At 43.1% G+C, this 22,867-nt stretch carries 15 protein-coding genes; 8 read left to right on the plus strand and 7 right to left on the minus strand.

Annotated features, from left to right (window positions below):
- Positions 1-923 precede the first annotated feature (923 nt).
- Complete coding sequence (locus CXF60_RS03370) at positions 924-5,075, plus strand: Rne/Rng family ribonuclease (protein WP_102090794.1); 4,152 nt, start codon at positions 924-926, stop codon at positions 5,073-5,075.
- Between the two features lie 116 nt (positions 5,076-5,191).
- Here the strand turns inward: CXF60_RS03370 and CXF60_RS03375 are convergent, their stop codons facing one another.
- Positions 5,192-6,133: a DUF808 domain-containing protein gene (locus tag CXF60_RS03375; RefSeq protein ID WP_102090795.1), complete on the minus strand. Its 942-nt coding sequence runs from the start codon at positions 6,131-6,133 to the stop codon at positions 5,192-5,194.
- Between the two features lie 404 nt (positions 6,134-6,537).
- Between CXF60_RS03375 and CXF60_RS03380 the strand changes: the two genes are divergently transcribed.
- The 5 genes from CXF60_RS03380 to CXF60_RS03400 all read left to right on the plus strand — a co-directional run bounded on the left by CXF60_RS03380 (position 6,538) and on the right by CXF60_RS03400 (position 12,497).
- On the plus strand, positions 6,538-7,392 hold the full coding sequence (locus tag CXF60_RS03380; protein WP_102090796.1) for a DsbC family protein: 855 nt from the start codon (positions 6,538-6,540) through the stop codon (positions 7,390-7,392).
- 416 nt (positions 7,393-7,808) lie between these two features.
- A complete protein-coding gene (locus CXF60_RS03385) occupies positions 7,809-9,149 on the plus strand; it encodes a homoserine dehydrogenase (protein WP_101205523.1) in 1,341 nt (446 codons plus the stop codon).
- A gap of 109 nt (positions 9,150-9,258) precedes the next feature.
- A complete protein-coding gene (locus CXF60_RS03390; RefSeq protein ID WP_102090797.1) occupies positions 9,259-10,440 on the plus strand; it encodes a thiolase family protein in 1,182 nt (393 codons plus the stop codon).
- A 398-nt stretch (positions 10,441-10,838) separates the two neighbouring features.
- A complete protein-coding gene (locus CXF60_RS03395; protein WP_102090798.1) occupies positions 10,839-11,687 on the plus strand; it encodes a DUF2382 domain-containing protein in 849 nt (282 codons plus the stop codon).
- A gap of 243 nt (positions 11,688-11,930) precedes the next feature.
- On the plus strand, positions 11,931-12,497 hold the full coding sequence (locus tag CXF60_RS03400) for a YsnF/AvaK domain-containing protein (protein ID WP_102090799.1): 567 nt from the start codon (positions 11,931-11,933) through the stop codon (positions 12,495-12,497).
- 124 nt (positions 12,498-12,621) lie between these two features.
- On the opposite strand, the gene CXF60_RS03405 is transcribed toward CXF60_RS03400, so the two are convergent.
- Together CXF60_RS03405 and secA are read right to left on the minus strand one after the other, a co-directional pair.
- Entirely contained in the window at positions 12,622-13,155 is a 534-nt protein-coding gene (locus CXF60_RS03405) for a hypothetical protein (protein WP_102090800.1), read from the minus strand.
- Positions 13,156-13,396: 241 nt separating this feature from the next.
- Positions 13,397-16,198, minus strand: a complete 2,802-nt coding sequence (gene secA, locus CXF60_RS03410) for a preprotein translocase subunit SecA (RefSeq protein WP_102090801.1) — start codon at positions 16,196-16,198, stop codon at positions 13,397-13,399.
- Positions 16,199-16,659: 461 nt separating this feature from the next.
- On the opposite strand from secA, the gene mutS reads away from it, so the two are divergent.
- Together mutS and fdxA are read left to right on the plus strand one after the other, a co-directional pair.
- Positions 16,660-19,773, plus strand: coding sequence for a DNA mismatch repair protein MutS (gene mutS, locus CXF60_RS03415; protein ID WP_102090802.1), 3,114 nt, complete (start codon positions 16,660-16,662; stop codon positions 19,771-19,773).
- 206 nt (positions 19,774-19,979) lie between these two features.
- Positions 19,980-20,303, plus strand: coding sequence for a ferredoxin FdxA (fdxA, locus tag CXF60_RS03420; protein WP_102090803.1), 324 nt, complete (start codon positions 19,980-19,982; stop codon positions 20,301-20,303).
- Between the two features lie 84 nt (positions 20,304-20,387).
- On the opposite strand, the gene CXF60_RS03425 is transcribed toward fdxA, so the two are convergent.
- From CXF60_RS03425 to CXF60_RS03440, 4 genes are all read right to left on the minus strand, one after another.
- The gene (locus tag CXF60_RS03425) at positions 20,388-20,834 is read right to left on the minus strand and encodes a pilin (RefSeq protein ID WP_102090804.1); all 447 of its coding nucleotides are present in this window, start codon (positions 20,832-20,834) and stop codon (positions 20,388-20,390) included.
- A 146-nt stretch (positions 20,835-20,980) separates the two neighbouring features.
- Positions 20,981-21,502: a pilin gene (locus tag CXF60_RS03430; RefSeq protein ID WP_102090805.1), complete on the minus strand. Its 522-nt coding sequence runs from the start codon at positions 21,500-21,502 to the stop codon at positions 20,981-20,983.
- Positions 21,503-21,832: 330 nt separating this feature from the next.
- Positions 21,833-22,276, minus strand: coding sequence for a type IV pilin protein (locus tag CXF60_RS03435; RefSeq protein ID WP_101205512.1), 444 nt, complete (start codon positions 22,274-22,276; stop codon positions 21,833-21,835).
- Entirely contained in the window at positions 22,276-22,860 is a 585-nt protein-coding gene (locus CXF60_RS03440) for a type IV pilin protein (RefSeq protein ID WP_180958081.1), read from the minus strand. The genes CXF60_RS03435 and CXF60_RS03440 overlap by 1 nt, the downstream gene beginning before the upstream one ends.
- Positions 22,861-22,867 lie beyond the last annotated feature (7 nt).

Below are 22,867 nucleotides of genomic sequence, written 5' to 3' on the forward strand. Positions count from 1 at the left end.
ATACTGTACTGAATGTTATTCGGTACCATAAAATAAATAGTGACACTACATACCATCGCGTTAATCACTCTGATAATAAATCAGCTTATTAACCGATTACAACACAACACTGACTCACTAATTGCATGACAACGACCGTACTCGATAATCAATCATTATTTAATGACTATTTATCTGATGGCTCTTTATGCCAGCATAGTTGAGCAAGTATGGGTAGTTTAGCGTTAGGATCGAAAAGTAACTCGATAGCTGCCTAAGTATTGGTGGTCAAACAGATGACGATAACAATGTAAATACGATACCATGCTGACAAGCTGGTCCATTACTCTGTTTGCCAAGTACGCCCCGCTGATAACAAAAGCTGCGACACCTAACCTTGAGACACCCAAGATATTATTGACGTTATACAAAGAACGATAAACAAAGAGTAACCAATTGCTTCGCCTGAATAAACAACCGCTGAATGACGCCACTATATAGTAGCAATCATGACCGCGATATTATTGTTAGACTTTGATGGATGAATGGCAACAGCACCACGCCTTTTTAATATCAGTATTTTTTAGAGATGTAACTGACCCTCGCCCACGCTTACAACGTGCGCTGAAATCACTACCAATAGAACGTACTGAGAATAAGAACGCTTTGACTCGCTGACCCAATCATATATGTACCAAGTTTACTGATGATAAAATATAAGTACCGTAGCCTTACACCCTATATTACTGATATTAACGTGAGCGCCGCTCATTATTTCAGGTAAAAAAGAAGCCATTGAAAAAGCCCATGTGCTTTATGAAACCCACGATTTACGTTCTACCGTTAATGAACATCTACACACGCTAATCACAATATTAGCCACACTTGCCACTATGTCCTAAAGACTGTCTTATCGTTGTCATGCGTACTCATAGGATACAAATATGAAACGCATTTTGATCAACGCTACTCAAAACGAAGAGATTCGTGTCGCCTTATGTAAAGGCAACCATCTGTACGATTTCGACCTAGAAAACCGTACTCGCGAGCAAAAAAAATCTAACATCTATAAAGGTCATGTGACTCGTGTTGAGCCATCGCTCGAAGCAGTATTCGTTGAATATGGTTCTCAGCGTCAAGGCTTTTTGCCCATTCGTGAAATCTCTGCTGAATACCTAAGCGGCAACCCACGTGACGAAAACATCAAAAAACTGATCAAAGAAGGCGACGAATTAATCGTCCAAGTCGAAAAAGAAGAGCGTGGTAATAAAGGCGCTGCCCTATCGACGTATGTGTCATTAGCCGGTCGTTATCTGGTATTGATGCCAAACAACCCTCGCGGCGGTGGTATCTCACGTCAAATCTCGGGCAAACTGCGTGAAGATATGAAGCGCATGCTGAGCAATCTTGATTTACCAAAAGGCATGAGTGTCATCATTCGTACTGCTGGTATTGGTAAAACTCAGGAAGATTTACAGCACGATCTAAACCACTTGCTCAACATTTGGCAAGCCATTCAAGAACAAAACCAAAAATACCCATCACCGCGCTTGGTTCACCAAGAAGCGGGCGTTGTCACACGTGCTGTTCGTGATTATCTACGTGATGATATCGCTGAGATTTGGATTGATAACGAAAACGCTTACATTGAAGCGGCTGGGTTTATCGATGCGGTAATGCCAAAACAAGCCGAAAAGCTACGCAAATATACTGACTATGAGCCGATGTTTTCGCGCTTCAATATCGAAAAACAAATCGAAACCGCTTATCAGCGTGAAGTTCGTCTGCCATCAGGTGGTTCAATCGTTATTGACCAAACAGAAGCACTAGTCTCTATCGACATTAACTCAGCTAAGTCAACCAAAGGTTCAGACGTTGCTGAGACCGCTTACCATACCAACTTAGAAGCAGCTGACGAGATTGCTCGTCAGCTTCGTTTGCGTGATATGGGTGGTTTGATCGTTATTGATTTCATTGACATGAATGACAATAAGCACCAAAAAGAAGTAGAAAAACGTCTAATCGACGCGACCAAATATGATCGTGCGCGCGTTCAGTTTGGTGATATCTCTAAGTTTGGTTTGATGGAAATGAGCCGTCAGCGTCTACGTCCTTCATTAGAGGAGTCAACAGGCTATATCTGCCCACGTTGTCATGGCAACGGTATGATTCGTGACTTGCGCTCATTGTCGCTATCTATCATGCGTCAAATTGAGCAAATCGCCCTTAAAGAACGTCAAGGTGAAGTACAAGCAGAAGTCCCGACAGACATCGCGGCATTCTTATTAAATGAAAAGCGCGACAGCTTGGTTTATCTTGAGCAAGACAGTGGCACGCGTATCACTATTTTGCCACACGCGCATTTAGAATCACCAAACTTCAAGCTGCACTTCAACCGTGATGGCTTTGCACCATCGAGCTATGAACGTATCACTGATACTCAGCAACAAGAGCATAGTGACCTTGGCTACAACGTTGACTGGCAGACTGCTGAAAAAGAGCGTCCTGAACAGCAACCTACTCGCCAGCCTCGTAAAACTGCAGATGATAAGCAGAACCGCTCAAACATTCAGCAAAATGCAGCCACGCAAACGCAGAACGATACGGTAAATCATAGCAATGATCGTCGTAATCATAAAAATACCAACGACGTGTCGCCTGCACATGCACCGCAAGCTAATAAAACTGCTAGTGTTGCCGCTCCAGTAGCACCGCAGACACAGAGTGTCGAAGCTACTGCTCAACCAAAAGCCGTTGCATGGTTATCAAACCTATTTGCTCAAGCACCACAAGCCACTACGACACCTAGTGTCAGTAGCCGAGATGCCGCTGAAGCAATCGAAGCGCTAGTAAACACTGGCGCGCAAAGCTTAGGCTCGTTTGGTCAAGTTGATAGCAATGCCTTGAATAATGCCGCTGCAACTGGTGAGCAGCCAATTCAACAAAGCAACAGTCAGAAAAACGACAGCCAACAGTCAGATAACAACGCTAATCGTCAACAGGCGCGTCGTAATGATAGCGATACTGATGACAGCAGCAATGAAGACAGAAGAAGACGTAAGCCGCGTAAGTCTAGATCTTCTAAGCCGCGTCAAAGAAAAGAGGCAACTGACGAGACTACTGGCAACGTAAACAGTAGCTCAGAAAGTACTAACTCAAACAATGCTGATGACAAATCGTCTGATACTCAAGACCAAAGACAGCAAGACAAGCGTCAAAACGATAACAGACGCACGAACGATCGCAATCGTAATAACCGCCAAGATAGCAGTCAACAGAACAGCAATCGTAACGCAAGCGAGCGCAGTGATGCTGATAACGAAAACAGCTCTAAAGCAGATGAGCAAACTCGTACTAAGCGTAAATCGCATAGCCAACGCGGCTCACGCGGTAAGCTAGAGCGCGGTGAGACACTAACGGCTGACAACGTTAAGCAGGGCAAACAGCAGAACGCTAGAAACAACGATGCTGCCAATAGCAAAAATCAGCATAGTGCACGTCGCAATCAAGACCCTAACGAGGTCGTGCTACAGGTCAATGAAGCGCCAACTGAGTTAAAAGCCCCTGAAGTGGTGCATTTATCTTTAGATGATAGCAAATCCACACAGGCCAAAACTCAGCCTAGTGAGCAGCAAAGCGCGACAAACAACATAGCAAAAGATGAGCATTCAAACGAAACAGCTGCTCAAAAACTTACTGATAAGCACAGTAGCAATGAGCAGAACACTGATAAGCAAAAAACCACTGCTTCGAACGCTGATAAGAAAAGCGATAACGAAAAAAGTATGGTGGAAGCAAATGCCAATCAGGTAAATGACGATAAGCGTACAACTACTGAACAAGCTAAGGTTCAAAACGATGCTCCTAAGCATGAGCAGGCTGCTGAAGAGAAAAAAGCACCTGTAGTTGTAGAAGCTCAATCGACCTCTACGAGTAACACCGAAAGTAAAGCGGAAGCTCCAACGTCGGTAACTACTGACGTTGAAGCAGCTAAAGAAACTCAGAATCCAAAACAGCAGAAAACCAAGACTGCTGAAAATGTGAGTAAGAGTAATGAAGCTCAAAGTACTCAGGCTGACAGTAATAGTGCAAGCACAAGTAATGTGAGTAACTCAGCACTTGAGCTAACCCATGAAGCACTATTTGGCACACGTTACGTGACTGCTGAGAAATTTGGGCAAGCGAGTAACGATCCACGTGTAGTACTCGCTCAGCAAGCTGCTCAAGCGGATAAGCCAGCTGCTACTAATGTGCCAGCAATACGTGGCACGGTTGGTGAGTTTATTCGTGCCACGCTACCAGAGGCGCAAACGCGCTTAGTAGAAGAAGGCATTATCAACTGCTTTATCTCGACTATTGCGTTGCATAATGAGCAATCTCAGAGTGCTGATAATAGCTCTGATGCTGCTAGCCAGAGCTTTGACTTTAGCAATTATGGCTATCAACCATTGGCTGCCGACTACCTTGCACGCTTTGAAGTGATGACTCAAGCCGTCAGTCAATTCGCAGCAGCACAAGGTAAGACAGACGTTGAGCCACGTGCTATCACTAAGCGTGCTAGCAACGATCCGCGCGGACAGCACCCTGATTATCAGGAACCCACTGTATTGAGCGTACCTGCTGAACAAGCTACCGTCGAGCAAACCAATAACGAAGTCGATGCGCATGACGTTGAAGCGACTGCCCTCGCCAATCAGACACAGACAGAAAATGTCAGTGCTGATAGTGAGCACTTGCTAGAAGTCGAGCGCGCTCAGTCAGAAGCTAAGGATGCAGAAGTCGAAATCCCTGCAGAGCAAACTGGCAATGAAGTAGAAAATGCTGCAGAGACTGAGCAAACGAATAAATCGGTAGTAGAAGAATCTACTAAAGAGGCTAGCAAAGAAGACAGTCAGGCAGCTAAGTCTAAGACGACTATAGCTAGCTATAAAAACATGATCGAAAATGTGGCTGAGCAATTGCTTCCACAGACTGGTATGTTCAATCTGACTACGCCAAAAGTACCAAAGGCGCGCAGTCGTAAGCCTAAGACGGATCATAAGAAGCCGACGCAGGCTGAAAAGCTTGCATCTGATGATACAGACAGCGACAGCTAGTCATACAAGCTCAAACGTAAAAGCCCCAAAGCTATTCGTAGCGTTGGGGCTTTTTATTTTAATACAGTCAAACTTACTTGCTAATTCAAACGAGAGACAATAAAAAGCAGATAAGCTTAGTGCGCAGAAGACGCTGTGTCATCTTTACCACGCATTTTGCCAATAGTAGTAACAATAGCTACCACAATAGCGCCAACAATCAGTCCGACTAATCCATTTAACAATGACGCGGTTAACCCTTCAAATACCCCAGTAAGATGGGCAATATCTTCTACACTATGATGCAAAAAGCCTATACCGTGAACGATAATACCACCACCCACCAAGAACATCGCAATCGTACCCGCTATGGATAAAAACTTCATAAGCTTTGGCGCAGCTGCAAGCATAAATTCGCCAAACTTGCGCTTACTATCACCTGCTTGTGAGTTTTCAATCAAATGCAGACCCGCATCATCAATCTTTACGATGCCTGCAACTAAGCCGTAGATACCGACGGTCACGACAGCAGCCACTATCGAAAGTACGATGCCTTTTTGGACAATATCGCCACCAGCTGCTGTAATTGCGCCTAAAGAGATAACAATAATCTCAGCTGACAAGATAAAATCGGTCCGTATGGCACCTTTGATTTTGTCCTTTTCAAACGCGACCAAATCTACCGACTCATCTGCGTTAGCCTTTAAACGGGCATTTTGCTCTTCATCATGAGGCAACAATTTCGGCCAAAACTTGTGAATGACCTTCTCAGCCCCTTCATAACTCAGGTATAACCCTCCGATCATCAATAGCGGAGTAATCAACCACGGTATAAAATAACTGATCAATAGCGCTGCTGGTACTAAAATCACCTTGTTCACGGCAGAACCTTTGGCAACTGCCCAAATGACGGGGAGCTCACGATTTGGCTTAACCCCTGTGACCTGCTCGGCATTGAGTGCTAAATCATCACCAACTAAGCCCGCGGTTTTTTTGGCAGCGACTTTGGTCATGACGCTCACATCATCCATTAAGACGCTGATGTCATCGAGTAAGGTTAATAAACTGGCACCTGCCATGTGTGCTCCTTAAAGCAAATTTGTTAAAGTAAGTCGTTCTCAAATAGTTTATACAACGCATTTTATATAGATTTTTATAAAAACAATGCGATTAGCCTTAGACTACAAGTTCAAGCAACTATGTTAAATAGCACAAATGTATCTTGTTTTTTGAATTTATGTTGATAGCTATTCTTTAAAGTTGGCTTTATTGATACTTCTTGGCTGCCTTCCCTTTGCTATTATTTGGCGTAAATATGGTAATATGAAGGCTATTACTACCTATCTTTTATTATCAATAAGTTATAAAAACTTCTTCAATGTTAGACCTTTAAAACACTGCCAAGACACATTACTATATAGAAAAGTTTATAGCGTTTTTATAACGAACTCATGATTAGGCACGACACCTATAGGAAACCCGTATGCCGTTCCCCACTATCAAAAATACCACCTTGCGTAACCCTCTTTCTCGTACCATTCTATCTCGTTTTATGATGAGTGCGCTGTTAGTTGGTATCGCTGCTGGCTGCTCAAACAATGCCGCTGATGCAACTAGCAATACCAGTGTTGTAAACGCTGCACAGACAAATGCCACTGCTGCTAAGCCCTCAGCTGGTAATGATGCAACCGTGGTGAAGGCGTTACAGGCGAACCTAAAAAGCTCTGGTATCGAGGAAACTATCGTTTCAGCTGTACCGACAGATATGGATGGTATTTATTGGGTGACCGCTGAAGGTCTACCTTCTTTCTTTACTGATAAAGCTGGCAAGCATATTATTCAAGGTCAGATCATCGCTGTGGGTGATGCCGCTCCAGTCGATATCAGTGCCGCCCTAGTTGCTACGACAGCACAAGAAGCGCTAAAAGCCGTCGATAAAAAAGACATGGTGATTTATCCAGCAAAAGGCGAAACCAAGGCCGTCATCTATGCCTTTACCGATGCAGACTGTGGCTACTGTCGCAAACTACATTCAGAAATGGATGATATCAATGCACGCGGTATCGAGGTTCGTTATCTGGCATGGCCACGCAGTCAAGAGTCTGTACCAAAAATGGAAGCGATCTGGTGTAGTCAGGATCGTAAAGCTGCAATGGATCAAGCAAAAATCGGTGCCAACGTACAGGCCCCTAGCTGTGCCAACCCTGTCCAAGAACATATGGCTCTAGGCTCAAGACTTGGTGTGCGTGGTACGCCTGCGGTATTTACCGAGACAGGACAACAAGTAGGTGGCTACTTGCCTGCAGCAGAATTGGCACAAGCAATAGGTGCTAACTAATCATTTGAGTTACCAGTATTAGTTACTCATATTAACAACTAATATTGGCAATCAAGCATAAATGATATATACATATGTCAAACAAGATTGAAGCTACTGCTTTTTTATAATCGTAAGCTGATATAACCTTGATGACGTTGTCTTTATAACATTGGCTTTTATGGTATTAGCCTTTATAACATTGGCTTTTATGAGATTGTATAGACGTCACAATGCCTTGTCGGTATGATACGATAAAGCACGATGCAAAATGAGCAACACCCTTTTTATTTGAGCTTTTTTTATTCAACTATGATGAAGTAGATAGGCAGGCAGTACTAGACAATGCGCACAGACGTTATGTTTGATGTCGCAGACTCATTTGACACTGTCACCGCTTATAATGACTTCATTGTATTTAACCTCTTGAGGATACTGTGAGTAATTCCATCAAACTAGCGATACTTGGTCTGGGCACCGTCGGAACGGGCGTGATCAATCTGATCAATGACAATTTAAATGAGCTAAAACGCCGTAGCGGACGCGACATTATTATTACCGAAGTCGGTACGCGTCGTCAGCGTGATGATATTGATACCAATATCATGCAAAACAGCGATCTGATGGCAATTGCCGCAAGCGATAACGTCGATATTGTTATTGAAGTGATTGGTGGTACCACCTTAGCCAAAGACGTCATTATGCAGGCCATTAAAAACGGCAAACATGTAGTCACGGCAAACAAGGCTCTACTCGCTGAACACGGTAATGAGATCTTTGCTTTCGCTGAAGAAAACAATGTGCACGTTGCTTATGAAGCAGCGGTAGCAGGCGGTATTCCGATTATCAAGGTAATGCGTGAAGCACTGGCTGCCAACAAAATAGACTGGCTCGCGGGTATCATCAACGGTACTGGCAATTTTATCATGACCGAAATGCGTGATAAGGGTCGCCCATTTGCCGACGTATTAAGCGAAGCGCAAGAGTTAGGTTACGCAGAAGCAGATCCTACTTTTGATGTTGAAGGTATTGATGCAGCTCATAAATTGGCGCTACTCGCCTCTATCGCTTTTGGTATTCCGCTACAGTTTGATAAAGTCTACTGTGAAGGTATTACTGGTATTACCCTGCAAGACGTTAACTATGCCGAAGAGCTTGGCTACCGTATCAAGCATTTAGGGTTTGCAGTACGCCGCGATAGCGAAAACGATGGTGACGCAGGGGTTGAATTACGCGTACACCCGACACTTATTCCACAAGATGCGCTATTGGCGAACGTCAATGGTGTAAAAAATGCAGTACTGGTTAACTCACATCCACTTGGTCAGACGCTCTATTGCGGCGATGGGGCTGGGGCTGGTGCAACTGCTTCTGCAGTGATGGCCGATGTCATGGATTTGGTTCGTGTGCTGGGTAGCAAAGATCGTGACGACCAGAGCAACACTGGTCATCATGTCCCGCATTTAGCATTTATCCCTGATCAGCTATCAGACACGCCTATATTGCGTGCTGATCAGATGGTAACTGGCTATTATTTGCGTGTGCATGCTTATGATAGCCCAGGCGTACTGGCAGATATCACGCGCATCCTAAGTGATGCCGGTATCAACATCGATGCAATCTTGCAAAAGCCTGCGCATAAAGTAGGTCAAGTGCCGGTGATTATTCTGACGCTACCCGTGGTTGAGAGTCAGATGAATCTTGCTATCGAAAAAATTGAAAAGTTAGAGACCATTACTGATAAAGTAGTACGCATACGATTAGATGAGCTAGCATAAACCACATACTGAAGAAGACAGATGCTTATAATATAAGCAAAAGCTAGCCAATCGGCATCTGATTTCTTGGTAGATACTTAATCAAAACGCACAACAAGGAATAATAACGATGTCAAATGATGCAATTGTAATCCTAAACGGCGCACGTACACCAATGGGTGGCTTTCAAGGCGCACTAAAAGACATGAGTGCTACCGAACTGGGTGCCGCCGCTATCAAAGCTGCTGTCGAACGTTCAGGTGTTAGCGCTGACAGTGTTGATGAAGTGATCATGGGTTGTATCTTGACGGCAGGTCTGGGTCAAGGCCCTGCTCGTCAAGCCATGCGCAAAGCAGGTCTACCGGATGCGACTGGCGCCGTCACTATTAATAAGCTTTGTGGTTCAGGCTTAAAAGCAGTCATGCAAGCGCATGATGGTATCAAAGCAGGCAGCTTCAACGTCGCTGTTGCAGGTGGCATGGAGTCAATGACCAATGCACCGTATATCATGCCAGGTTCACGTGGCGGCTATCGTATGGGTCATAAAGAAGTCAAAGACCATATGTTCTTAGATGGTCTAGAAGATGCCGATACTGGTAAGCTTATGGGTATGTTTGCTCAAGAAATGGCTGATGAAAAAGGCTATACACGCGAGCAAATGGATGAGTTTGCTATTGAATCATTGAACCGTGCGCTGACTGCAATTAAAGACAACCACTTTAAAGATGAGATCGAGCCTGTTACGTTTGCAACGCGTAAAGGTGAGCAAACTGTTGATACCGATGAGCAACCTGCCCTTGCTAATGCTGATCGCATTCCTACTTTACGTCCAGCATTTGCTAAAGATGGTACGATTACTGCTGCAAACGCTAGCTCAATCTCAGACGGTGCTGCAGCCGTCGTAGTAATGAAAGAGTCACAAGCGAAAGCTGAAGGCCTTGATTATCAAGCTCGCATTGTTGCTACTGCCTCAAACTCACGTCACCCAAGCGAATTTACTATTGCGCCAATCGGCGCCATTGAAAAAGTATTAGCAGGCGCTGGCTGGTCAGTAGATGATGTAGATCTGTGGGAAATTAACGAAGCCTTTGCGATGGTTACTATGGCTGCGATGGACGAGCTAAAACTTGACCATGCTAAAGTAAATATCGAAGGCGGTGCATGTGCCCTTGGTCATCCAGTAGGCTGTTCAGGTGCTCGTATTCTGATTACGCTTATCAACTCTCTAAAACGTACTGGTGGCAAAAAAGGTATCGCAACGCTATGTATCGGTGGTGGTGAAGCGGTAGCTGTTGCTATTGAACTTGCTTAAATAAAGCAGGTCTAACTGACTTAAAGTAAGTTAGCTGAATAATACTTAGATAATTATTGTTTATTGAGAAACCGCATTGCTAATGGTAATGCGGTTTTTTTGTGTCTGCTTTCTTTCGATGAATGTCAAATATTACTCTGTGTAAAGTCTCGTTAACTTCTACCCCCTCCTATGTTATGCCACTTACAGCCTATTACACGCAATTACTGCAAGCGCACACTTTGCTACCTTGCTCATATATCTCATCAAAAATCACGGTGTTAGGATAGCTACAAGTTGATAGGGAAGCTATTCATTTGGCTTACCATTAACTGTAATAAATACGGTTCTACTAAAAATTAATAACAACATCAACCATTACATTATAAAAAATAAACTCGCAAAAAAGGAATATAACAATGAGTCAACTAATCCGTTTAAAAGATATTCAAGCTACTCATCAAGACTTAATTGGTGATGACTATTATGACCCAACGCACAAAACTGCTTACGGTATCAATGAAGAAAAAATCGGTAAAATCGAAGGTGCCTTAGTAGAAGACACTACTGGTCGTATTCGTTACTTAATCGTAGATGCAGGCGGCTGGTTTAGTTCAAAAGAAGTACTGGTACCAGCAGGTTTAGCCCGTATCGTTGGTGATGATGTCTTCTTTGATAGCTTGACCAAAACACAAGTAGAAGCCATGGAAGTATACGATCACGATTACCAGTACAGCTACAAAGAGCAGTATGAAAGAGATCGTCAAGCGTTTACCGCCGATACACTTCCTGTAGAAGATCGCGTTGATATTGCAGATCACTCGTATGACGCACCAAATACGCTAGAGTTATTAGAAGAGCGTCTGACGGTAAATAAAGACCGTATCGTTGCTGGTCTAGTAAAAGTAGGTAAGCATGTCGTCACTGAAGAGCGCAATGTCGATGTCGATTTAGAAGAAGAACATGCCAATATCCAACGTACTAGCGTAGATCGTCCAACCGACCGTCGTATTGGTGACCTCGATGCTACTGAAACAGTTGAAGTTGAACTACAAGCTGAACGTGCTCGCGTCAGCAAAGAAACCTATGTTTCTGAAGAAGTAAATGTCGGTAAAACGACCGATCATCATACTGAAACTGTGGTTGAGACCATTCAACGCGAAGAGCTAGATGTTGATGGTGACGGCAACGTGGTTGACCGTGAAGGTAACTTAGTAGACCGTGATGGTATCACAGCAGAAGATGTACGCCGTGCTCGTGGCATGTAATATGCTAATAAGTCATAGTTTAACGACGTAAATTTCCTATATCGTCAGTTAAATATGATAGTAATAATCAGCTAAACTCATATGTTTAGCCATTAAGATCAGAGCATGTCTCTGGTCTTTTTTGTATTCATAACATGAGCGAATGGTTTATAGTATTAAATGTAGCTAGTTAATATATGTAGTTGGCATATAACGTTTTAGATTGTTGAAAACTCATCATTTTATAATTATAAAGGAACAACAATGACTACTGAAAATGGAAACAGCCTTTACCAAGATGACTTGGATAAAGAACAAAATATCTCAACGAAGCAAACGAATAATACCGTCAACGTTGGACATTTAGAGCTATTAGAAGAACGTCCTGTGATTAACAAAGAACGCTTGGATGTAGGTAAAGTAACCGTCACCAAGCATTCACGTACTAAGACTGTTGAAGTGCCAATTGAGTTGGTAGAAGAATATATCACCATTCGTACTGATTATCATGACGCAGAAAGCCAAGATTTACTCTCTGGTAACTACGATGAAAAAGATATATTGCGCCACGTCGAGCCTTCTTTGGATAGCAAAGCTGTAGTGACCATTAATGGTAAACAAATAGAGATTGGCGATGAACCGATTGATATTGTGCTATCTCGCCAAGTGGCTATTATTACCAAAGACACCTACGCTATTCAAGATATAGAAATCAACAAGAGCACCCATGTACATACTGACAGCATTCAAGTAGAGCTCAAGCATGAAGAGTTAGATGTGACTGAAGAAGGTCTATTGGCTCATGGTTCTGATACGACTAAGTTGAAATAAGCGCTGATAGTTTAGCCACTACGAAATTGTATGATTGATAAAGATTCTTTCACAACATAAAAAAGCAACGCTATCTTAGCGTTGCTTTTTTAATGCCTATCACTTACTAAATATTGAAGACAAATTACGAAGCTTCATTACACTCGAATGTATTAACATTTGACTCATCTGCACCCGCAGTACGCATGACGCCAGTTTTACGAGCTTCGTGCCCTACACGCCACTGTGTGAAGCCTTGACCACCATCAATTGCGGTCGCCACTTCAAACACTTCAGGATTACTACCTTCATTGGTCTGGTTCAACGTTACTGTACCCATGTCGGTTACGACAACAACTTGATTGGCATCTTCTTTATAAGTCGCCTCAACTTTTAGTTCAGGTGTACATAGATATGACATTTGCATCACGCCGCTGTTTACTGAAGCAGTGGTATCACCTTCTACTTCGTTAAGTGAAGCATCTTCGGTATCGACAACGACATCACTAGGTTCAGCAGGCTCCGCTGACATTGGAACAGACTCTTCTGTATTGACACCGTCTTCCATGCCCGACTCTGGCTCTGCCTGTTGCTGACAAGCACTAACTGTCAAGGCGCCAGCCAACAAACTTGTTAAAATTACTGAGCTGCGTACTTTTTTTAAGAATTCTACACTCATGACACTCTCCCAAATAAATATGTTAAACACTATAGCGTGTCCATAAATTCACGCCTATGCTGAATTTGTAAGTAATCAATACAAAGTGTTTGTTGTACTTAGTCTAGCAAGTTTTAAGTTTACATAAGTTATCTAACAGATATAAAAAAGCCCCTATCTATTTAAGATAAGGGCTTTTTCAGATAAAGGCTGTCTTTAATAGCAGTTCAGTACATAGCTATTAACTTGCCATGACTAACGACTAGATTTTACCATGACACTGCTTGTACTTAAGACCTGATCCACAAGGACAAGCTGCATTACGACTGATATTCATACCTGCATATGGGTTTGGTTCATTAGCATTACTACCGTTACCTGCTATAGCAGCACCAACGCCAGCTGCGGCAGCTCCACTGTTTAGAGTACGGCTTTGTGGTTGCGGCTGAGCAGCTGAACCACTCGCATTGCTATCCAAGTTATCTACATCGTCATGCTCAAACTGCATTTGCATATGGGCAGCGTTCTCACGTTGCTGAATTTCTAATGCTTCCAATTCTTCCTTGGTTGGGATATGAACACGTGACAAGTCTTGTACGGTCTCAGACTTAATCGCACCAAGCATCATTTGGAACAATTCAAACGACTCACGCTTGTATTCTTGCTCAGGGTTTTTCTGTGCATAACCACGTAAATGAATCCCTTTACGTAGCTGATCCATCTGCGTTAAGTGCTCTTTCCAATGCTTATCTAGACTCTGTAGCATGAAATGACGCTCAAGCTGAGCGGCGTCTTTTTCACCCATCTGCTCACGGCGACTGTGATAACGATCTATCGCCGTTTGAACGATTTTCTCACGCAGCCCTTCTTCATCCAGACGACGATCCTCATCCAACCAATCGTTAATCGGCATTGAAATTTTGAACTCGTCTTCTAACTCATCTTCTAAGCCGTCAATATTCCACTGATCATCAATAGAGCCAGGCGGAATAAACTGATTTATCATCGCGTTATACACTTCATGATGCATCACTTCGATGGCTTCTAATAAGTCCATCTCTGCTAATAAATCATCACGCTGACCATAGATAACTTTACGCTGCTCATTGGCAACATCATCGTATTTCAGTAGGTTTTTACGAGCATCAAAATCGCGACTCTCAACTTTACCTTGCGCGTTTTCGATCGATTTAGAGACCATTTTATGTTCGATGGCCTCATCTTCTTTGAGACCCATCGCACGCATCATATTGACCACACGATCGCCTGCGAAGATACGCATCAGATCATCTTCGAGCGATAGGAAAAAGCGTGACATACCAGGGTCACCTTGACGACCAGCACGACCACGTAGCTGGTTATCGATACGGCGTGACTCATGGCGCTCAGAGCCAATGATATGTAAACCACCAGCTGCTACGACTTGGTCATGTTTGACTTGCCATTGAGACTTTAAACGCTGCATCTCCTCTGGACTCACCGCATCGATATCTTCGATAAACGACTGCCAGTTACCACCAAGGATAATATCCGTACCACGGCCTGCCATGTTGGTGGCGATCGTGACTGACTTTGGACTGCCTGCCTGTGCAATAATTTCTGCTTCACGCTCATGCTGCTTGGCGTTTAGAACGTTATGCTTAACGCCTTCTTGGTCGAGCAAGTAAGACAACTCTTCACTGGCCTCAATCGTCGCTGTACCAACCAGTACTGGCGCGCCTTTGGCTTGAATTTCTTTAATTTCGCGAATGATGCCTTTATATTTGCCTAACTTGGTTAAGAAAATCTGGTCATCCATATCGATACGAGCAATTGGCTCATGCGTTGGAATCACGATGACATCTAGATCGTAAGTAGATTTGAATTCTGCCGCTTCGGTATCAGCGGTACCCGTCATACCAGATAACTTGTCATATAGACGGAAGTAATTCTGGAAGGTCGTTGTGGCAAGCGTTTGGTTTTCTGCTTGGATCTCAACGTTTTCCTTTGCTTCTACTGCTTGATGCAAGCCTTCTGACCAACGACGACCAGGCATGGTACGGCCTGTATTTTCATCAACGATGACCACTTCGCCTTCATCGACGATATAGTGAACGTTTTTGACAAATACGTGATGCGCACGAATGGCAGCTTGAACGTGAGCCAAAAGTGGCAAACGACTTGGGCTATATAAACTTTCGTTCTCACCAAGCTCGCCTACTTCGATTAAGAAGCGCTCGATTTTTTCATAGCCTTTTTCGCTGATCTCAATCTGGCGATTCTTTTCATCAATCCAGAAGTCTTCTTCTTCGTTATTCTTGTTTGCTTCTTCGTCTTTTGAACGAATCAACACAGGAATAATCGTATTAATCAACGCGTACATGCGTGATGAATCTTCAGCTTGACCCGAAATAATAAGCGGCGTACGAGCTTCATCAATCAAGATTGAGTCAATTTCATCGATAATACAAAAGTTTAGCGGGCGCTGTTTTTTCTCAGCAAGACTAAAGACCATGTTATCGCGCAGATAATCAAAACCGTATTCGTTATTGGTACCATAGGTAATGTCAGCTTGATAAGCTTCGATTTTTTCTTGTGGCGGCTGCTGTGAGTAAATCACGCCAACAGTCATACCCAAAAATCCGAACAACGGACGGTTTAGCTCAGCATCACGCGCAGCCAAATAATCGTTAACCGTGACCAGATGAACCCCTTTGCCGCTGATCGCATTTAGGTACATGGCCAAGGTTCCCATTAGGGTTTTACCTTCACCAGTTTTCATCTCAGCGATTTTACCTTCGTGCAAGGTGATACCACCGATCAGCTGCACGTCATAGTGACGCATGCCATTGACACGTAATGACGCTTCGCGGCAGACAGCAAACGCCTCTGGCAATAATGCATCTAAGCTTTCGCCTTTTTGATGTCTGGCTTTAAATTCTTCAGTTTTTTGTTGTAGTTGCTCATCAGACAGGGCTTGAATTTCAGCCTCTCGTGCGTTGATCTTGCTGACCACTTTACGCATGCGTTTTAATTCGCGGTCATTTTTGGTGCCAACCACACTGCCTATAATCTTTGATAACATAATTTTTTGACCTATGGAATATTCGATAATTAGTGCGCATTAGCCAAAGCTTAGCTCTTTGCCTTGTCATCACCCGACTAAGTACTACCTAATTTAGTATCGCCCAATTAAGTGTGCCGTCATTATATATGGTTATGACGCTGATGGATACAAGGGCAGCGAGTAGATATTTGCCACAGTAAAAACCTAGTAGGACGTGTTAAAATAGCGAATACCTTCTTAAATTTCTTAGCTTTTTCAGCGACTTTATTATTTTTCACATTTTGATTTTTATACGCTTGCTATCGCTGCGTCTTGGCTCAAGATTTGTCGTGGAGCCATTTATCTATAAGTAACTGGCATATTGATAAAGCCAAAACTCAAAGCTATCTATCAAGCTCGTACATAAGACAAATGACCCTTTAGTATTTCTATCACAAAATACTCATTACAACCCATTAAAGCACTATAAGAGACTCTGCATGACCGTAAAGCCATCTGGACAAAATCAGTCGTCAAATCCTAATTCATCAGAAAAACCCTTATCAAAACAAGAGACCTCTGACTGCTTAAGTATAGGCGATGACGTCTACAATCTAGCAGACCATACGCCGATGATGGTGCAATATCTAACCATGAAAGCCAACTATCCACAAGCATTGCTCTTGTACCGGATGGGTGACTTCTATGAGCTGTTCTTTGACGATGCTAAGCGAGCAGCGCAGATATTAGATATTACATTGACGCGCCGTGGTACGGATAAAGCAGGCAACACGATAGCCATGGCGGGTGTGCCATTCCATGCAGCCGATAGCTATATGGCACGCTTGATCGCTGCTGGTCAGACAGTAGTCGTATGCGAACAAATTGACGAATCAACAACTGGTAACACTGATAATAAGCCCGATGACCCTGTAATGGGCGACAAGCAAAAGAAAGACAAAAGTAAATCTGCTGCTGGTAGCATCATGCGCCGTGAAGTGGTTAAGACGCTTACGGCAGGTACTATTACTGATGACGCATTGATTGCACCTAATCATACGCCGACTGTGGTCGCCATCGATATTGCGACTATGAAAACGCAAGACCATAGCCAGACTTTACAAGCAGCCGTTAGCCAGATGGATTTGGCCGCGGGTACACTGACTACCCAGACGCTGATAGCAGACAAAAACGATATCGATAATTTGCAAACTCAAATGCTTACTGTATTAGCGCGTTTTGCGCCTAGTGAATGCATCATTAGTGAAGCGCTTATTGATGGCGTTGGCGACAGCATTGGAAGCAATGATACAGAGTGGCTACTGTGGTTACGACAAAATCTGGACTGCCCTATTATAGAAGTCGCTGCCAATGACTTTCATCGTGAGCATGCCAGTGACACGCTTTGTCAGCAGTTCGAAGTCCAGCGTCTCGATGGGTTGGGCATTCATGAGGCTCCACTTGCGCAAACCAGCTGCGCTGCGCTTATCCACTATGCGCGTCAAACTCAGCAACGCCAGGTGCCACAAGTGAACCAACTCATCGTCGAGTACAGCGATGACTACCTAATTATCGATGCCAATAGCCAACAAAATCTCGAGCTATTTACCCCTGTTAGTAGCAGTGGCACTTCTTTGATATCTGTGCTGAATCATTGTCAGACTCCGATGGGCAAGCGTTTACTCGTGCAGCAAATGAAGCGTCCACTGCGTCAGCATTCACGTATCAATATGCGTCTAGATGCGATAACTTGTTTGCTAAACCCAAAGAGTGACTCAATTGAGTCAAACCAAGATGTAAAAGATAGCTTATTGGTTACACGTTTACGAGAAATGCTGAATACCATTGGCGATATTGAACGAATCAGCAGTCGAATCGGGCTAATGAGTGCTAAACCTCGTGACTTACGCAAGCTTGCAGATGGTATCGCTAGTAGCGCCCAGCTTACTACCTTATTAATAGCATCGGGAATCAGTCCTGAAGACGCTGGCCTATTACCAATGTTGATGCAGCAATTGCCAGATCAACTACCTGCTGTTCAATCCGTCGCCGAATTAATCGAACGCGCTATTGTCATTGAACCGCCTGCGCATATCCGCGATGGAGGAATGCTAGCAGCGGGCTACGATGAAGAGTTTGATCGCCTTACTCATTTGCATGACAATATTCAATCGACGCTAGACGAGATGGTCGAGCGTGCCCGTCAAGACAATCAATTACCGAGTCTAAAAGTTGGCTTTAATAAAGTCAGTGGCTTCTATTTTGAATTGCCCAAAATGCAGGCGAAGAATGCCCCTGCCCACTTTATCCGTCGGCAAACGCTGAAGAGCAGTGAGCGCTTTATCACTGATGAGCTAAAGGAAGTCGAGACAGAATATCTAAGCGCCCAGTCCTTAGCGTTGGCTCGTGAAAAGCAGCTGTATCAAGAGCTGCTCACTCAATTAAACCAACATTTAGCTGAACTACAACAGCTTAGCGCCGCTATCGCACAATTAGATGTGCTAAGCAATTGGGCCCAGCTTGCCATCACGTATAATTGGCAGCGCCCAATCATGGGTCTACATACAAAAGACCAAAGCGAATCAGTAACCAAAAGTCAAACCAACATTGATATTCGTCAAGGTCGTCACGTTGTGGTCGAAGCGGCATTGAATCAAACAAATGCGAATAGTAGGAACGGTAATTCATCAAGTACAAACCACTTTGTTGCCAATGACTGTGCACTAGGTAGCACCAATGCTGATGAAGGACACCCTGAAAGATTGCTTCTTATTACTGGGCCTAATATGGGTGGTAAGTCTACCTATATGCGCCAGACCGCGCTGATTGTACTGCTCGCGCATTGCGGCAGCTTTGTGCCAGCAGCTAGTGCTCATATTGGTGATATCGATCGCATCTTTACACGCATCGGCTCAGCTGACGACTTGGCTGGTGGCAAATCGACCTTTATGGTAGAAATGATTGAGACAGCCAATATCTTAAATCAAGCAACGAATAAATCACTGGTATTAATGGACGAAGTCGGCCGCGGTACTGCCACCACTGACGGTTTGGCCATCGCCCATGCCTGTGTCAATCGCCTAGTCGAGATTGGCTGCCTGACATTATTTGCCACTCACTATTTTGAACTGACGCAATTAACGAACGATATTGGCAAGCATCATGCCGATATCCGTAACGTTCATGTAGCAGCCAGTGAAGTCGATGGTCAGTTATTGCTATTGCACCAAATTAAAGATGGCGCAGCGAGTTCTAGCTTTGGATTACATGTCGCAAAAATGGCTGGTATCCCTACTCAAGTGCTAGAGGATGCTAAGCGCTATTTAGCAGACAACTTACAGTCAGACCATTTAACCGTAGATAAAGCACAAACTATTGATGATAAAAATGAATTAGTTAAGTCAGTAAAGGATAAACGGCAAGAGAGTTATAATGATGCTCCTCTCAATCAAGAAGTAAGTCATACTGCTCAAGCGACAGACATAACGGATAATCCAAAACAAAATCAGCTATTTAGCCTACAAGATGAGCTGAGCATGATTGATCCTGATAGCTTAACACCTAAGCAAGCGCATGATTTACTTTATCATCTGAAGAAAATCATTAGTCATTAAAGGGAATTGTCAAAGCGTAGTAAAGGCGCTAAAATACGCTTTATTTTCCAACTATTCTATGTAGCCCTTATAGTTGATTTAATTTAAAAGAATTACAATGCAGCTGAGCGCAGAGGTATAAATAATACTTCAGGCTAGGCTGACACAATAACTCTTTTAAAAGAGATTGACTATATCAGCCAATCCAATAACAGGTAGACCTCACTATGACCTTTGTCGTTACAGATAACTGCATTCTTTGCAAATACACCGACTGTGTGGAAGTCTGTCCTGTGGACTGCTTTTATGAAGGCCCAAACTTCCTCGTCATCGATCCTGATGAGTGCATCGACTGCGCACTATGCGAGCCTGAATGTCCGGCCAATGCCATCTTCTCAGAAGACGAAGTACCAAAAGACCAAGAAATGTTTACCCAACTAAATGAAGAGCTGGCGCAAAAATGGCCAAACATTACTGAAATGAAAGAGCAGATGCCAGAAGCTGAAAAGTGGGATGGTGTGGAAGGTAAGATTCAGTATTTAGAGAAGTAGACTTTATTTTTATTAAAGGACTTAATCTTTAAGATAATAAAACCATCCAACGGCAGCGGCTATTGGGTGGTTTTTTGTTTATTATTACTGACAATCAATAGGTAAGTAATTTCTAGAAATACCTGACGACGCTCGACAGTGCCATGAACCATCGGCAGCGCGATCAAGGCTAAGTTTCTCACCTTGTATATAGGCAAGGTTTTGAATTTGACAGACTACCGCATCATCGGTTATGCCATTCACATTTGGCGATGTAACGCTAAACTGGCAATACTCAGTTTGTGCTGATATATTGAGTCCATTTGGGCTGAATCCTGTCACCCCTGCACCCTCGTCGATCATTACCTGATAAGGTAGTCGGAATTGGTTTAACGTCTGATAAACAGACGCAAAATGAGTCCTTCTTACTTGAACTTGATAATTTGCTATAGCTATAGATGCTAAGATGCCGACTATCGCAATAGCAACCACAATCTCTATCAAAGTAAAGCCCGACTGATTTGCAAAATGACGATTTGGAATTAGTAGCATAGTAATAGCTCATAAGTAATAAGTTGTTGATGTAAGTAACATAAAATCATGATTCTCGGATGTAAAAAAGCCAAACATAACGTTTGGCTTTTCTAGCAATATGATAAGAATTTTGTTTAGCTTACACTTGTTTATCTATTAGTTTTTTATGAAATTGGAGTTATAGCAGTTTTAGTTACTGGACAAGCTTTACCTGCAAACTTTTCTTCAACATCAGTTAGACAAGTCCAAGTACCATTAGCATCACGTTCTAGTTGTACGATTTTATCTTTAATTCCTGGGTTACCGTTAGCAAATTTAAGCTGTACTTTACCAGCACCTGGAGTAGCGGCAACATTAGCAATTTTAGTTTCACCAATAGTAGAGTTTACAATACCTAAATCAGCTGGAGTCTGACCAGCTACTGGAAGCACTGCTGCTGGAGTTCCACCTGGACCAGCTGGCTTACCCTGTACTGCTACTGTCTTACCATCTGGAAATGCGCCATTACTTAGAACATAGTCTTCTAGACCAGTTTTGTTTGAAGATAGAGTTGCTACTGCTGCCGCTACGTTTGAGCGACCAACATAGTTTTGATACTGAGGAATAGCAATCGCAGCCAAGATACCGATAATAGCAACAACGATCATTAGTTCGATTAAGGTAAAACCTTTTTGAGCAGTGTTCATATGAACTCCTTTAGAGATATATAAAGATAAGAAAGGCCGTTAGCGCATCATTATCTTCAGGAATATAGTTTCTTTCTTGATATAAATAATGCAGGTATCGTGCCAAAATTACGATATTATTGTTTTTATAACTAGAAATGAGCTTTTATTCTTGAAACCAGCATTAATGAAACAATTATTGTTTAAACCATTCTAAAACTTATGACAAATGTTTCTAGTAAACTACTAAAAATTGTCATTTAACATTACAACGGTAAGTATATGGTAACCTTAACTGACATTTTTTGTCATTATCTATGATGATGACGAATATAGTAGTCACAAAAAATGTTACTGATTCCATTCATCGCCTGTACCGCAAATACTATCTCGACACTTCACGTTCTGATAACTCAACGTCAGTGTGCCATCGTTGATGACCTGAGTATTGGCTTGAGGTGTTGCTGTAATGACCCACTCGGATGTCAGTGGATTCGGGCTAAAGGTAATAACATAGAGTGTCGGCCCCTGCCTAGGAAAGTTACCGCCTAATCCTGTAATCAATGCATTACTATAAGTGCCTTGTGCTAACTTACGACTTTCGAGCTGCGATGCTATATTCTGCATTTCGCTCATAGCGTCCGTGCGCTTTGTCTTTATGACATATTGCTGATAATTAGGAAAGGCGATGGCTGCGAGAATAGCAATGATAGCTACTACTATCATCATCTCGATGAGGGTAAAGCCTGACTGACTGGTAGGAGCTAATAGTGATTTTTTACGATATTTATTCATTACCATTCCTCTTGACCTGTATCGCAGTCAGCATTGGTCTCATCGAAAGTACTCTTGCTAGTGTTTTTACAACGTAGACCTGCACTATTCATCATCATTCTACTGGCGTAAGTAGTTATACCTGAATCTTCGGGTTCGGCAATCATTTTCCATGTGCGCCCTGTAGCATTTACTGCTGTATTTACTAGTGAGTTAGCGGGAGCATCGCCATCGACGAGCGTAATCTTGTATCGATAATTACTGGCATCGCTACCATCTGGCACATAGATAGTCTTGTTTGTTGCAGGGCTATCTGCATAACCATAAGTCACTGTGTTATTAGAGCTATCTATGATTCGTGGTTGGAACCCTTGATAAGTTAATGACTTAGCTCGCCAGCGCTCCAGTTCTATCTCTAACTGTAGCATCTTTGCTTGTACATCATTTTCAGCATTGCGCACAGCATACTGACGATAGCTTGGTATGGCAATGGTGGCCAATATAGATAGGATAATGAGTACAACTAGCATTTCTATGAGCGTAAAACCATGCACATTGTTACGCATTGTCGCATTTTCTGCTTTCTTTATATGCAACTTAGTCATGTTTGCT

Origin of the sequence: Psychrobacter sp. 4Bb (genome assembly GCF_002836735.1) — a bacterium.
Classification (GTDB): Bacteria; Pseudomonadota; Gammaproteobacteria; order Pseudomonadales; family Moraxellaceae; genus Psychrobacter.